7 protein-coding genes are annotated in these 17174 nt (G+C 36.8%); all 7 read left to right on the top strand.

The features are described from left to right. Positions 1–62 precede the first annotated feature (62 nt). The 7 genes from BUB90_RS16320 to BUB90_RS24130 all read left to right on the top strand — a co-directional run bounded on the left by BUB90_RS16320 (position 63) and on the right by BUB90_RS24130 (position 16862). Positions 63–5861, top strand: coding sequence for a lipocalin-like domain-containing protein (locus BUB90_RS16320; RefSeq protein WP_073289513.1), 5799 nt, complete (start codon positions 63–65; stop codon positions 5859–5861). A gap of 254 nt (positions 5862–6115) precedes the next feature. Continuing rightward, positions 6116–7153, top strand: a complete 1038-nt coding sequence (locus tag BUB90_RS16315; protein WP_073289512.1) for a tetratricopeptide repeat-containing glycosyltransferase family 2 protein — start codon at positions 6116–6118, stop codon at positions 7151–7153. Between the two features lie 67 nt (positions 7154–7220). Further along, positions 7221–7673 (top strand): signal peptidase II, encoded by a 453-nt coding sequence (lspA, locus tag BUB90_RS16310; protein ID WP_073289511.1) that lies wholly within the window; start codon positions 7221–7223, stop codon positions 7671–7673. Between the two features lie 492 nt (positions 7674–8165). Next, on the top strand, positions 8166–10469 hold the full coding sequence (locus BUB90_RS16305; RefSeq protein WP_073289510.1) for a cellulase family glycosylhydrolase: 2304 nt from the start codon (positions 8166–8168) through the stop codon (positions 10467–10469). 424 nt (positions 10470–10893) lie between these two features. Then, positions 10894–11631 carry a LytR/AlgR family response regulator transcription factor gene (locus tag BUB90_RS16300; RefSeq protein ID WP_073289509.1) on the top strand — a complete coding sequence of 246 codons (738 nt, stop codon included), beginning with the start codon at positions 10894–10896 and terminating at the stop codon, positions 11629–11631. After that, positions 11628–12914, top strand: a complete 1287-nt coding sequence (locus BUB90_RS16295) for a GHKL domain-containing protein (protein ID WP_073289508.1) — start codon at positions 11628–11630, stop codon at positions 12912–12914. Before BUB90_RS16300 ends, BUB90_RS16295 begins: the two co-directional genes overlap by 4 nt. Positions 12915–13409: 495 nt before the next feature. Next, entirely contained in the window at positions 13410–16862 is a 3453-nt protein-coding gene (locus BUB90_RS24130) for a Rossmann-fold NAD(P)-binding domain-containing protein (RefSeq protein WP_073289506.1), read from the top strand. Positions 16863–17174: the final 312 nt, after the last annotated feature.

The raw sequence follows: 17174 nt of genomic DNA, 5'->3' as shown, positions 1-17174 counted from the left end.
AGGTAAAATATTAGAATAACTATATAGTAACGATTTATGGGGTTTTTTGAAAGGAGAAGGTTATGAGAAGGCAGGGATTTGTAAAACGAACACTAGCTTTGGTACTGACAGGAGCACTAATAATACCGCAAAGTTGGACATGGGGGCTGGGACCAATTGTAGGGAAAGCAGCGAACGTAGAAGATGCAGGATATGCGGTTACTCCAGATTATATGTATAATTTTAAATCGGAAACTGTATCTGAAAGTAAAGTTTCTTCTACTGCTGACAGTGCTACCATCGTGGGAAGTGGAAAAATTATTACGGATGCGCAAAGAGGGTTCGTATTTGATAACAATTCTTCAGGGCCGCCCTCATTAAGAACAGATTATTTATCAATGCCTAAAGTATTAGAAGGAGCTAAAGACGGTTTCACTGTTAGTATGTATATAAAAAGTTACAGCGGTGCAGAGCCATACTGGAGTTCAATTTTTAGTGCTTATAATGACAATCAAACCTATCCACTTACACAATTAGGTTTTAATTTAATTGGGAGAGTGAATGCAGATGGCTATGTAGATACAACAGATGGTTCGGATAATAATGTAGCAAGTTATAACGTAATGACAGATGGAAATTGGCATCAGGTAGCCTATGCAGTAAAAGCGGATGAGATTCGAGTGTACTGTGATGGGGTGGAAGTATCGAATGTAATGTTAGATGGTACGTCTGGTAAAAGCAGCGGAGTACTATTGAATTCTTTGCCACAGCTTACTAGCGTGAATGTTGGTGGTAATTGCTTTTGGGAGGATAAAGATGTCAATGCATTTTATGATGATATTGCAATCTATCATTCTTTTCTGACAATAGAACAACTAAAAGATAATACAATAATACCTGAGTATCTATATACCTTTGAAGAGGGGACGGTATCAGGAAAAAGCATTGGCAATACTGGTGGAGTAAAGCAAGAAGAGGAAGATGTTATTCCAACAATTCAGATAAAACAAGAAGAGTTAAATGCAATGTACTCAGAGGCGTCTAAGACAAGAAACTCTGTACATGATCCGTCAATTGTTTTATCGACCGACCAAAATGGAGATAAATTGTACAGCGTATTCGGTTCTCATATGGGAGTATCGAAGACATATGATTTGAAGAATTGGACATCCGTAACATCAGAATCTATGGAAAGCACATTATTTGGAGATATCCATGGCAATGTAACATCCTTTGAGAATGCATTCAAGCAGAATCGTTTAACGGGATCTACAACAGTATATGATGCTCAAAATAACCCTTATATAGTAGAGCTCGGATCATATGATATAGCAGAATGGATTTCAGACAATACAGTGACGGGTAATATGTGGGCGCCCGATGTGGTTTATAATAGTGAGCTTAAAAAGTGGTGTATGTACCTAAGTTTAAATGGATCAAAATGGAACTCGGCTATTATTTTACTGACATCGGATCAAGAATTCGGTCCCTACATATATGAAGCACCAGTTATATTCTCTGGTTTTAGCACAAGTAGTTCAAGTAAGTCCTTTAAAGATACGGATCTTGAAATTGCTTTAGGTACAACGCTAGATGAATTGCCTCAAAAATACAATAAAGTTGGTGATGGTACTTGGGGAGATTATCTACCACATGCGATTGACCCATGCGTATTTTATGATGATAATGGAAAGTTATGGTTGGCATATGGTTCGTGGTCAGGTGGAATATACATGATAGAACTTGATGAGAACACAGGTTTAAGGGATTATTCTGTACAGTATCCTAACATTGGCGAAGGAACAAAAGGTGTTACAAGTGATGCTTATTTTGGAACAAAAATAGCAGGCGGATATTATGCGTCTGGAGAGGGGGCTTATATTGAAAAGATAGGAGATTATTATTTCTTGTTTATGTCTTATGGATTTTATTCGCCTGAAGGTGGTTACACCATGAGAATATTCCGCTCAGAAAATCCAGATGGGCCATATGTAGACACAAGAGGAACAAGTGCAATATATAACAACTATGTACACAATTATGATGGAACCAATGATAATCGTGGTATGAAGCTAATGGGTAATTACAGATGGAGTACTAAGTCAAAAGGAGAAGTGGCACAAGGGCATAACTCCGCGTTTGTAGATACGGATGGAAAGGCATATGTTGTATACCATACTAAATTTGATGATGGTACAGCTGGTCATGAACTGAGAATACACCAGCTTTATCTAAATGAGGAAGGATGGGTTGTGGCAGCACCGTATGAATATGCTGGAGAGACCATATCTACAACAGGCTATAGTAGGTCAGATATAGTTGGAAATTACGAAATGATAATCCATAAGTATAAGGTGGATTATGCTAATCTGGAGACAGTAAAATCTGTTTCTATAGAGTTGTTAGAAGATGGCACGATTACCGGGGATTATAAAGGTACTTGGACTAGGTCAGAAGATACGGCATATTGTAATTTGCAGATCAATGGAAAAAACTACAAAGGTGTATTTGCAAAGCAGGTAATAGATGGGACAAATGTTGAAACATTGTGCTTTACGGCTGTTAATGAAGATGGTCTTTCCATTTGGGGTTCAAAGTACCTTGCAGATGATGTAGCAGTGGCTTGCAATGCACAGCAGATCAGCGTACCACTTGGTGCATTTAGTAGTTTTACACTACCAACAAAAGGAAGTTACCAAACAAGATTTAGATGGGAGTCTAGTAATGAAAGCGTACTAAAAAATGATGGTACGGTGATTGTGCCAAAGGAAGATACCGATGTTACATTAACCATGACTATATATAAAGGTGATTATTACTACACATCAAGCTACACAATTAGAATATATGCAGATCGTTCAGAAAGTGAGGAGGATTATCTAATTGGCTCTTATTTTAAGGACACTCCCAAGGATTTATCTACGGTCCTTGATGGTAGTTTATATGTAAGAAATCCATTCTGTAACAAGACAAATGCAGGAGTGAATATAACGAATGGAATATCCATTGAATTTGATGTCAAGAGAACCGGTGACGTTAACATGCTTGGTACGATCCTAAGTATGTTAGGGGACAACGGAAGATTATTTTTTACTCCGGGTTCTTATCTGGGATATAATGCAGAAGGCAGTTTTTTTGATGCCAATGTAAAAGATTTTAAGATGGTAAATGATTACATAGGTGATTCAGCTACTGTTAGAATTAATATTCATAAATCTGGTTTTAATGTAAGTGTAGATGGGGAAGAGGTTTATAATGAGAATATTTTAAACACTGAAAACGGAAAAGGAACAATAACAAGTTATGAAAACATATTGTCATGGATATCAGGTTCCGCTGATAAAATATATTTTGGATATGGATCATGGTGGAATGCAGCAGGATATGATGAGGCAAATTGTACCATTAGTAATGTTAAGTGCTATGTAGAACCGGTAGGAGAATTCACTAGTGATTCCATATATAAAATGGATTACTCGGATATAACAGATGCAACAACGAAATGGCAATCAGAAGGTAACGTTATAATTAAGAAGAATGAGCAGAATGGTAATTATATTGAATTTAATGCGACTGAGGCGAAAGCGGCATATAGCCAACTTCCTAAATATGCAAGAGTAAGCGAGCAATATATCGCAGAATGTGATGTGGCATTACAGAGTGGAAGTCAAGTTGGTACAGAGATAGCAATTTTAGGAACAGATAAGAAATATATCAATGATTCCGTTAATGATGGCGTAGAGTCAGGTTATATATTAAAACTAACTAAGACAGAGGCCAATGCTTGGAAGATCAATGATAAAGAAGTAATATCACTGCCAAATACATGGCTTCATGTGACTGCTGTAGCTTCAGCTTCAAATTCCATAGCGGTAGTAACCATTGCGGATGCCAGTACGACTTATTATGAAGGAGTCGTAGCCATAGATGGTTGTGGAACGTTAGATGGATATTATTTACGCAGTAGCGGTAGTGAAGATACCTTGTTGTTTGATAATATTAAAGTTAAGAATGTAGGAACTCATTTTACTCTGGATGAAGCACAGTTATCCACAGCAGAATCCATTACATATTATGAGAATCCTTTTTATGGTAAGAAACTAGAGATGGTAGATATTAAATACACCATTAACTGGAATGAAGACGCTGCTAAGAATGGGTGGGATGGTTTATTTGCATTCTACAATACTAAGAATTCTGGAAGAGTATCCTTTCAATCGCTTCCATTTCTGTGCTTTAATGGAGGAGGTAAATGGATTGATATAAATAATCCAGGCTTATCAGGAGTTACGAATGTTGCGGCAAGTTTAGAAAAAGGGAAAGGTTATACATTCCGATATGTAATAACCAAAGATGATTTACAAATCTATCTAGATGATACGTTACTAACCTATGTGACCAACGGAGAGGCAACTTATTCTGATATATTGGACTTTATTGAAACTTGTAATACGTTAACTATTGGTGTAGGTAAAGGAGAGAGTGCCTATTGGTGGACAGAGAAATGTGTTTTGAAAGATATTGATATTAAGGATCATATTTGTAAGGAATATAAGTCACAAACCATAAAGGAAGCAACTTGTACAAAAGCTGGAATATATGGAAATTCCATATACTCATGTGGAAAAAGTAGAGTTACTGCAATTGAGCCAATAGGTGAACATAGCTATGGGGAGTGGGTAATCATCAAGCAGCCGACTTATACGAATGAAGGACGTAGAGAAAAAACATGTAGCAGATGTGGAGAAATCATTTCCGAAAGTATCCCTAAATTGTCTTGGTCTAACATGTCGGATAATAATAATGCGGTTGAAGAAGTTGATAAGGAACAGAAGGAGACAATAGTAGTAACCTGTGAACAATCGGATTCCAAAGCAGAGGTAGTTATTTCAAGAGATAAAGAGGGAAATATATTGCAGACACTAGCTACTATTCATATTTCGGATATTCAGCTAGCTAATCATATGGGGACAGTGACGATTAATGAAGAGCTAGTAAAACAAATTAAGAAGGAAGTATCTAACATTACCGCGTGGAGGATAATGATTAATGAAAAACTGATTGAAAGTGCTGCTAGAGTTATAAAGAAAGGAAATGGTACAAAACTCAAAGTAATTGTACCTACTAATCTAAATCTGGATAATCGAAGTATTATAATCAGTAGCAGGGCACTTCAGGCTGCAAAACAAGTAAACGAGAAACTAGTCATTCAAGTACAAGAAGGAAAGAATACAACCTATACAATAACAATTCCAGAAGAAGAGTTAAGGAAAACAGGGAAGAACTTAGAAGATCTTAACATAACTGTAGATACAGTGAAGGAGGATAAGAGCAAGGGGTTACTTACCTTTGGAGAAGAATGGACTCTTTCCATACCCGTTAGTATTAAAATAAACGTGAATAGTTTGCTGGAGCGAAATAAAAAAGGTAGTATCTATATTTATAAAAAGAATGAATTGACAGGCAAAATAGAGGAGGTACCAAACAATAAGAAAAAAATAGGTGATACAGGGTATGTTACCTTATCTACATTATCAGGAGGAAAATTCATCTTTACAACCAAAGCGTTAAGTGATGTAATTACTTTGACAGATAAGGTAACGATATCTAGTTCCCAAAAGACTGTCGCAGTAGGAAAGACGTTAAATCTCAAAGCAGTACTTCCTACAGAGTTAGAATTAGTAACAAAGTTTACTGCGACCGATCCATGTGGGAAAGAGGAAGCAAAAGTTACGTATACAGTAGATAATAAGAACATAGCAACTATATCGCCAAATGGAAAACTGAAAGCCAAAAAAACAGGTAAAATAACTGTAAAAATTACAATATTATTAGAGAATAAGCAAAAGAGGGTAATAAAAGAGACAATAGTAATAAAATAAAGAAATTTAATTTTAGAGTCATTAAAATGACATAAATAATTAAGAAGAAAGAACAACTTTTGTAAACTGTGTGCCGTTCACATATGGCATACAGCTACAAAAGTTGTTTTTTTATGCTGCATTGGTTTTTACCTTTCAATCTATAAAACGAGATGTTATAATAATTACACAGAGCACGAAGATACGAAAGAGTAATATGGGTGTTTATTAAGGTTGTAGACGGAATTGATATTTCGTTTAATTGGAGGTTAACAATGATTACGATTACAGCATGCATGATAGTTAAGAATGAAGAAGAAGTACTTAAAAGATGTCTGGATAGTTTGAAGAATCTAGTGGATGAGATCGTAATAGTGGATACAGGGTCTACGGACCTGACGAAAGAAATTGCGAAGACATATACAGATAAGGTCTATGATTTCACGTGGGTACATGATTTTGCAGCAGCAAGAAATTATTCCTTTTCAAAAGCAACCATGGATTATATCTATGTGGCAGATGCCGACGAAGAAATTGATACGGAAAATCAAGAGAAATTCAGAATGTTAAAGGAGGCTATGCTTCCAGAGATAGAAATCGTACAGATGTATTATACAAATCAATTACAATATGGTACTACATATAACTACGATAAAGAATATAGGCCGAAACTTTACAGAAGACTTCGAGAGTTTATGTGGCAAGATCCCATTCATGAAACTGTTGCTCTAGATCCGGTTATATATGATAGCGATATAGAGATCATCCATCGACCAACCATGTCTCATGCAAAAAGAGATTTTAATAATTTCTATGTTATATTGAATAAAGGCGAACGATTATCTCCAAAACTAACTCATATGTTTGCAAAAGAATTGTTTATCGCGGGAGAAGACGATGACTTCATAAAGGCGGGAGAATACTTTGATGAATGGCAAAAGGATACGACAAGGACTTCAGAGGAATGTAGTTATATACAATGTGTATTAGCAAAATACGCCAGATTACAAGGAAATCTAGAATTATTAATGAAGGTTGCACTTAAGAACATAGCATCAAAGGCAAGTTCGGAAGTCTGTTATGAATTAGGAGAACATTATTTTGAATTAGAAGATTATGAAGAAGCGCTTATTTGGTATTATAACGCGGCGTATGAGACGGAATGTCAATTGAATATACATTATGGAGGCGATTATCCATTGATGAAACTAGCAGATTGTTATCGTGAGCTTGGCAATGTAGAGCAGACAAGAGCTTATGAAGAATTAGCTAAGAATTGGAGTCTTTCAGTGAATTCTAGAGATACTTTTTAACTGGAGAGTTGCAAGAGTTTGGCAATTGACTAAGAATCTCCACATTGTAAAGAAAGGGGTAGTTACTATGATATATCTTTCACTAGCAGGAATCATATTTGTAGCGGAATTATTTATTAAGAATTATATTGAAAAGAATAAGAAGATGAATGAGGAAGAAGAAATCTTAGGTGGCAAGATTACATTGACAAGGTATCATAACAAAGGTGCGATGCTTAATTTTATGGAGAAGAATACGAAACTTGTAATATTCATATCCGGTATTTTATTAGGCAATCTACTTCTCCTTTTTGGTATGGTAATACCTAAGAAGGGGAACAAAGTATTGAAGTTAGCATTAGCTTTATTAGTTGGTGGTGCAGCCAGCAACGTGTTCGACCGTGTTAACCGTGGGTATGTTGTAGACTATTTTTCATTCAAATGGTTAAAAAATGTTGTATTTAACATAGCAGATTTATTCATCATAGTAGGAAGTATTCTTACTGCGATCTGCATGTTTTTTAGAAAAGAAAAGTTATAGAATTATTATAAAGTAATAACTCAAACTTCGCACTTGAAGATCTTGAGGAGTAGCTAATTGCTATATTCAACGAAAACCCCGCTCTCGCTTAGCTTCACACGTAGCAGTACTAAGATTTCGCGTTGCTCAATCAAGTGCTGACGTGTTCAGATAGTTTTTCGTATGAATATAGCAATTACCTACTCTAACTGAAGTTTTTTATGTGCGAAGTTTGAGTAGGTAGGTTTAGACTAAAAGCTATTATATTCGTGATTTCCATGATGTAGTAGCTTTTTTTATGTATAAAAATGTATGTAAAATATAAAATGTATAAAAAATAGGGTAAAATATAGCTTGTTTGTTATGTATATTGCATAAAAACAGTATTGTATAATAAATATAATTACCACTATAAGGTGCAATGACCAGATAATGGTAAAATAATTTATGGGATACTGGAGATTTGTGGTCCAAACATATCTCTAGGTTTATGAAAGGAGAAGATTATAGGTTATGAAAAAAGCAAAAAGAATAATGGCACTTGTATTAGCCGCTGTTATGGTATTACCAGCAATGGGAATGGGAAAACCAGAGGTGAAAGCAGCAACAAAGTCCGCTTCCCAAGCTTATGTGGAGGCAATGGAACCTGGATATAATCTAGGAAATCAGTTTGATGCGGTGAATACGAATCTTGATGAGGAGGACAAGCAGGAGTTATCTTGGGGAAATTCTGCTGTAACCAAAGAACAGATTCAATATGTAAAGGATCAAGGGTTCAATAGTATTCGAATCCCACTAACTTTATATCGTAGAATGTCTGGTAAGGGGACGGATGATACTACTACAAAAGATGATTATATTATTGATGAGGCGTTTTTAGATAAATACGCACAGGTTGTTAATTGGGCTTTGGAATCAGATTTATATGTAATGATTAACGTTCACCATGATTCCTGGATTTGGCTAAACAGTTGGGATGGCAATGTAGAATCAGATGAATATACGATGTTTGTACGTATATGGGAACAACTTGCTGAGAAATTCAAAAACTACAGTAATAAAGTATGTTTTGAAACAATCAATGAGCCACAATTTACTACAGATGCAGCTGAGAAATTACATACTATTAATAATGCTGCTTATCAGGCAATCCGTAAATCTGGTGGAATGAATAGTAGTCGTATGATTGTTGTACCAACTTTAAACACCAATGATTCACAAGATCGTTGTGATGCATTATATAACCAGATAACAACTGAATTTAAGCAAAATGGTCAACAAGATACCAACATTATTGCAACGTTCCATTATTATTGTGAATGGGTATACAGTGCTAATCTAGGTAAGACTCGATTCGATGAAGTACTATGGAATAATAAAGATGCGGATGGTAATGAGTATGGCTACACTCCAAGAATGGCAGTAGATCAGGCATTTGATCGTGTCTATAATACATTTACTAAGAATGGAATTGGAGTAGTATGTGGAGAGTATGGTTTACTTGGACATGATAGTCAATATCCTTGTCTTAACAATGGAGAAGAAACCAAATATCTTGAGTACATGAACTATGTAGCCAAAGAAAAAGGTATCGCTTTAATGCTTTGGGACAACGGAAGCAATTTGCGAATGATTGATCGCAATAAGTTACAATGGAAAGATAGTGAATTTGAAGCAATCATTAAAGCAAACCTGAAGGGAAGATCTTCTTATGCTACAGGTCTTGATTATACATATTTAGAAAACGGTAAGGAAGATGTTGAGATTCCTTTAACTTTAAATGGTAACACATTAGTATCATTAAGTGATGCAAATGGTACTTTAGTACAAGGAAAAGATTATGAATACGATAGTAAGAATGCAGTAGTAACATTTACTTCTTCTTACCTTAGCAAGGTTCTTGCAGATAAAGAGTATGGAGTATGCGCAGAAGTTACGTTCAAGTTCAGTGGTGGTGCTGATTGGATTCAGAGAATCTCTAAGGTAAAGACACCAGAATTCAAATCTACTTTGAAGAGTTCAAATAAAGCAATTATTAATGTGGATTTTGGTGGAAATACTCTTGAGAAAGTGACAGCATATCAAGCGGGCGGTAAAGTTGGACCTAATAGTGAATGGTGGGGCTATCTTCAATATGGTAGTGCTTATGTGCCTGACTATTCGGCAAATGTCATTACTTTCAAACCAGATTTCTTTAATAGTTCTACCGTACAAGATGGTAAAATCTTATTAGAATGTACTTTCTACAATGGCGATGTTGTTTACTATGTATTGAATAAGAAGGGCAATGTCATTACAGGATCGAATAAGACGAAAGAGATATTTGATTCCATTGTAACACCATCTGTACCAGAGAATGTTACGTTGTATGCAGGGGAACAAGACCTTAGTGCTTACATAAAAGGTGTTAAAGGATTCAAAACGGTTGGCTCATGGGCATCTGGTGATGGTTGTTACGTTGATTACGGCAACAGCAACAAGATTGTATTCTCAGATAAAGCAGTTAGTGGAAGTACAATGCTTGGATTTAATTTAGTTCAATATAATAAAAGTGATTATTTATCCACCAATGTAAGTATTGTTAATGCACCTTCTGTTAGTAAAGTAGAGGTAGCAAAGGATAAGAAGAAAGCGATTACAGTTAAGAATCTAGATAAGAAAGCAGTAGTTACTTACAAAGTTGCAGATAAGAAAATTGCTACGGTATCGAAAGATGGAGTGGTGAAAGGAAAGAAGACTGGTAAGACAACTGTATCAGTAACAGTAGCACAGTATGGTAGAAAAGATACATTCAAGGCAACTGTCGTAGTGAAATAAAGAATAGGCTATTACATTAATTAAAACAGGCATGTTACGTGAATCCTAAAAACAGGACTTGCGAGATGCCTGTTTTTGGTTGGGGTGTACTTTATATAAGACATTCATAAACGTAAGCCTAGCTAGATATATTTCTAGTGCAAAGCTATCATTATATTGTAAAATGTATTAATAAATAGTAATATACGTATATTAGACTGTATTGGTTTTAATCGTAACAATTGGAACTTTAGTAATGAAGAGATTAAATGATAATGCTAAGGATTTGTACAATTATAATTTTAAAAGCGTTACCTATCTTCATAAAATCAAAGAAGTTTTATTATAAAAGGCTTTTTGAATAATAGTTGATGGTGTATTAAGTCAAAAAACCAATCAATAGAAGATGGTTACAGAAGACTGATATGCTGGTTTAGGAGGGGTTATGTTACAGATCGCTATATGTGATGATCAGCTGAGGGAGTTAGATCTCATCACTACATACATAAAAGAATACCTAGTTACGCATTCATTAGAAGCAGAGATAAAAAAATTCTCTCACCCTGATAAATTATTAACTACCATCGAAACTGAGAATTTTCATCTCTACATATTGGATATTGTCATGCCTATGGTGAGTGGAATAGAACTTGGTAAAGATATTCGCCGTGTTGACCATGAGGCGCAAATTATCTATGCTACCACCGAGCCGCAGTTTGCTTTGCAAGCCTATGATGCAAATCCCATAAACTATTTGATAAAACCGATTGATAAACAGCGTCTGTTTGATACGCTTACTTTTGCTATTACGAAGATAGAATTGTCTGAGGAACAAAAGATTACTGTTAAAACTGCCGAGAACCTACGAGTACTCAAATTGTCTGAAATTCTTTGCTGCGAGTACCGCAGCCATACGGTACTTTTTACTTTGACTAGCGGTGAAGTGATAACCAGCCGTACCATTCGGGAAAGATTTGCAAAGTACAGTATGCCCTTACTAAAAGATGTTCATTTTCTACAATGTCACACATCCTACATCGTTAATATGCGACGGGTTGAATGTTTTACGAAAGATAGATTTATTCTTCAAGGCGGGAAAGTAGTTCCCATTGCGGTAAAGCAATACCCTGTGGTACGAGATCAATATATGAATTACCTTATGGCAAAAGGAGTACAAAGATGAGTGAATATTTTCCTGATATACTACGAGCAGTTATATCTACCACTGCTAATGTTTTACTAATGATTAGCCTTCTGCAACCCAAATACTCCAAGAAAGTGACAATCCTCACCATGCTTGGTATTTTGTCTCTTGATTTGGGCACAGCAGTTTACTGCTACCTTAGTGGTAATCTGACTATGCTGGCCAAAATTGATACGATTTTGTTCGCTGTGCTTTGTTTTGCAGTGAGAACTGCATTCAAGGACAACTTTATGCAGTGGCTGTTCAGCTATCTGACCGTACAAAATATCAGCGATACTGTGATCGTTTTAAGCTTTATTGCTTCAAGAAAGTTACCATATCCAGTGTATGCAAACTCTATATTACGCTTTATCCTATTTGGTGTTTTTCTGCTTATTCTGTGGCGTTATATTCGTCCCTTATATAGGCAGGTAGTAGAACATTGGATGGCCTATTTTGCTGTGGCACTTGGTATCTATATCACCTTTACTTATTATGTTGTATCATCAGATGATATCATTGTTACGCTGACCGAACAGGCAGTTCCGTTTGTTTTGTTGATTTTTGTTGAACTTGCAGCCTATGGTTCCATTTTTTTCTCACTCAAAAATCTTCAACGAGAATATCAGGTGAAAGAAGATAATCACAAAATGCAGGCAGAGCGAGAATATCTGCAATTAGCAGCCGACAATATGTCAGAAAGACTTAAGCTCATGGAGGCGGTGTCAGCGCAAAACAGTCGTGCCGCTCATGATCGCCGTCATTTCAACAATATGATATTAGAGTTTTTGGAACAAGATAAAAATCATGAGGCTATTACTCTGCTGAAAAAACAAAATCAGGTTTCATATAAGATGAGCAAGGTCTACTGTCAAAATCCTGTTGTCAATGCTGCAGTATGTCATTATGCAAGTCAAGCAGAGCAGTCGGGCATTCGAACAGCGATTCAACTGAATATTCCAAGTGACCTTTCGGTAGATTCCTTAGAGCTTGCCATGGTGGTTTCAAATCTTCTGGAAAACGCCATTGTGGCTTGCTTGAAGCTAAAAGATAGTAAGTCATTATACATCAATTTTATCTGTCATCATAGGGGGCGCTTGCTGCTGGAAATGGAAAATCCATGTACTGAGGATACGGCACTTGATCAAAATGGTTATCCTGTCACTAATGAAGAGGGGCACGGCGTAGGCAGTAAAAGTGTCATCGCCTTTGCAATGAAATATGACGGTGAGCTAATGTATCAAGTTGAAAATGGAGTATTTCTGGTTCGTTTGTTGGTGTAATAGCGGATGCTTTTTCTTTGTCAAGAGAGAAAATTAAATAAGTATAAGTTTATTTTGTGTAAAAATGAGTCTTTTAAGTGTAAAGGCTCTTTTTTTTGTCTTTTATGATATATTTTACTGGATATATAAGGAAAACTGTAACTGTTTAGACTATCATAGTCAAATGGTATCTGAAGATGCCATCCACACATAATTGTTACGAAAAATTATATATATCGACATAAGGAGTGTGATAAGATGGACAATCGATCATGCAAGCAAGGGGAGCTATTCCTTTCGGCTCCTAATACCGAGGGTAATGTGTGGCCAAGACAGCTTTGTTCGGCTTTTGAACGGAGAGCCGAAACACCAAATGAGGTAAGACAGGGCTGGTACTGCAGATATGTCGATTTTCATTTGGACAAACCTCGTTCTCTGGATGTGGGTGTATGTTATTGGCCGAAGAAAATAGTAAGTTAGGAAAAAATAAATGATAGAAGAAAAGGAGAACTGCAGATGAAAAAACGAATTTTGAGTATGTTACTAGTAATCACTATGATAATTACTATGATGCCTACAGTTACTTTGGCAGCAGAGCCGGAAACAGAAACGGAAGCAAAAACGGAAACCTTTGGAACATTCATAGTTACCACAACAAGTGGTGCAGCAATTACTGTAGCAACATATGAGGAGAGCACCAAAGTTCTTAAGATAACGGGGGACTGTACCATTGCTAATACAGACCCGAATACGCCGACAAACGATACAATTTCCATTGAAAGTGATTGTACCGTATCTCTAGATGGTGTCAATATAGAGGCTAAGGCTCCAGATAATAGGAATGATATCTCTAATTCTAATCCAATTAGCATTAATGATGCTTGTGAAGTTACCATTAAACTTGCATCTGACAAGATTAATACCTTGGGTTTTACAGCATCAACTATTCCAGATTCAGACAATATTAACATTAAATTAGGTAGCGGAAAAGCTGGTTTACATGTGCCATCTGGTTCGACTTTAACGATTGATGGTGCAGGCACATTAAATACAACGGGTGCAGAAGGTTTTAATGCCTGGGCGTCTTATGCTCGCGGTGGTGGAGGAGCCGGTATCGGTGGAGATGGCAGACGTACTTATGAAGAATTAGATGCAGAAGCTAGCGGTACAATCGTTATCAAAAATGGTACTATAAATGCCCAAGGTGGCAATAGTACTGGCTATTGGGGCGGCGGCGGTGCTGGAATCGGCGGCGGTGGCGGAGCTTACCAATATCTTGGAGGTGACAGCGGTAAAATTACCATTGAAGGTGGAGATGTAACAGCTACTGGGGGTAATCCTGGAACTAGTGGCGGATGTACTGGGGGGAGCGGTATTGGTTCTGGTGGTAAAGGAGGAAATTGCTATAACAATGCTACAACTGCTGATGTGATACTAAACGGTGGTTCGGTAGTTGCTAGCGGTTATTATGGTGTTCAAGGCAAAACCATCACTATATCAGGAGAATCCACTAGGTTAGATGCAGAGGGTGTACTTCAAGCACTGTCTTCAGAGCCTAGCACAAGCGACATTGGCAGAATTGTTAGTACTGCTGATGGAAGTTGGAACGATGCTAATAAGTGTGTTCAGTTTTTTACTGCCATTGATCCTGATAATGCAACGGTGGAAACTGCTAAGACTGCATTAGAGAATGCAAGTTATAATGACATGAATCAGGAAGACGCAACCAATGAAGAAGCTATTATAGAAGCAGTTAAAGCCACTGCTGAAACAGCAGTGAATAACAGTGGAGTTACAGTTGTGGTAAATAAAGGAAACTACTTAGCACCAGTGGCAGGCACATCAGCGAACCCAAATGGAACTAATGGAAGCTATACCTTTACCATCACCGTATCGAAGGGTTTACAGAGTCAGACCACTAGCGAGAAAACGATAGTAATCAAAGCGACCGCTTATACAGGAGTGACTGATGTACAGGCAGTGAAGGCAGCAAAGGAAGGACTTGTTAATTATTCTGTCAATGTAGCCTTTGGAGCAACACAGGCAGTTAAGACAGTAGCAGTTCAAAATTATGTAGACAATCTACTAAGCACTATTCTTGAGGCCGAAGGGGTAGAGGCAATCGTATCCTATAACAGCACTAGAGGAACATATGATGTTACCCTTTCTAAGGGCAGTGTTAATGATAGTAAGAGTCTTACGATGATCGTGAATGTTGCTCCGGATCCTGATATTACAACGGTGGAAGCTGCTAAGATAGCGGCAGAGAACGTAATCTACAGCAATATGAATCAGGAAGATGCAACCTATGAAGGAGTTATTATAGAAGCAGTTAAATCCACCGCAGAAACAGCAGTGAATAACAGTGATGTTACAGTTGTGGTAAATAAAGTAAGCTACTTAGCACCAGTGGCAGGTACATCAGCGAACTCAGTTGGTACGAATGGAAGCTATACCTTTACCATCACTGTAACGAAAGGTTTACAGAGTCAGACCACTAGCGAGAAAACAATAGTAATCACAGCAACCGCTTATATAGGAATGACTGACGTTCAAGCAGTACAGGCTGCAAAGGCAGCAATTACTAATGCTATTGCTAATTTAACAGTAAGCAATGCTACAACGGGTAGCGATATTCTTACTATAGCCAGAAAAGCAACTCTTTATGGAGTGACCGTAGCATGGGATACTACAAAGGGCTTTAACAAAACTAATGCAACAAGTACAGTTACCGGCACTATACAAGGTACAATAATTCTTAGTCTTGGCAGTGTAACTTGTACAGTAGAAGTAAACAAGACTATTAAGAAATTATCCGTCGAAGACGGTGGTTCCTCATCCAACAACAATAACGGAAGTACACCAGTAAAGACTGAGGGAAAGGTCGAGAAAGATCAAAAACAAGACGAGAATACTCCAGTAACGAGAGTGATTGATAGCAACGAGGATTTGAAATCAAAAGTTTTGTCTGCTGAGGATCTTGCACAATTGGCAACGGGAAAAGATGCAAAAATTATCCTTAAGGTTAAGGATATCAGTACTTCTGTCAGTGAAGAAGATAAGATAAAAATTGAGGAGAAGTTGGCTGAGGGGCAGCAGAATATAGCCAAAGCAGAACTTCTTTACATTGATATCTCTCTGTTTAAGCAGATTGGAGAAGGTCAAGAGACCAGAGTAACAAAGACTAGCGGTAAGATCAGTATTAGTATTGAAATTCCAAAAGATATGCGAAGTACAATACAAGGAGTAGACAGAACATACAGTGTTATTCGTATTCATAACGGTGTGGCAGACCGTCTGTCTGGAACCTATGACAAGATAACGAATCTATTTACTTTTGAAACAGATCAATTCTCTACCTATGCCCTGACGTATAAGGACGTGAATACAACAACAGATAAACTTACAGTTTATAATGATTTTTATCACCTTCGTCTAAAAGCAGAAGGGGCAAAGACTTCGCAGAAGCTTAGCTATGCAAAAGTATCTGATGCTGATGGGTATCTGATCTATGGGGCAAAATGTGGACAATCGCTCAAAAAGATTGCGGATGTTAAGGGAACTGTTTTAAGCTATACGGTAAAGAAATTAAAGCAGGCTACCTATTATAAATACCAAGTTAAGGCGTATAAGATTATTGATGGAAAGAAGTTAATCATATCCACTTCTAAAGCAGTACATTCTATTACCGAAGATAAGACTTATGCCAATCCAACAAAGGTAACGACAGATGTAACATCAGTAAAACTTTCGGTGGGTAACACGAAAACCTTAACATGTCAAGTGGTTCTGCCTAAGGACAAAAAGACGAAGAAACATACAGCTATCACCCGTTATGAATCAACCAACAAAGAGATTGCAACCGTTAACAGTAAAGGTAAAATTACTGCAAAAGGAAAAGGAACTTGTTACGTATATGCATATGTACAGAATGGGGTATATGTAAAGATCAAGATAACTGTTAAGTAAACAAGTAGGAGCCGGTGACTAACTGTGATTTATTCACAGTAACGTGTAATATAGCGTTAACTTATGTTATTATAAGATTTTTATTAATGAATCCACAAGGAATCAAAAATATTGCCTCGGAATTGATTATAAGTTAATTAATTACGAGGCAATTTTGAAGATGAAGATTGGTTGATAGGTTTAAAGGGTTTTTGACACCCAAATCATAATTATACAAGCTGAATTAAAGAAGGGAAAACTACCATACACTAGAAAAGGAAGACCTTCATTCTTTAGAGAGGCATACGAATTTTGGTATCTGTTATAAAGAAA

It is taken from the genome of Anaerosporobacter mobilis DSM 15930, from assembly GCF_900142955.1.
GTDB classification, from domain to species: domain Bacteria; phylum Bacillota; class Clostridia; order Lachnospirales; family Lachnospiraceae; genus Anaerosporobacter; species Anaerosporobacter mobilis.
Note: the sequence above shows the minus strand (reverse complement) of the source record. Positions and strands in the feature narration are given on the sequence as shown.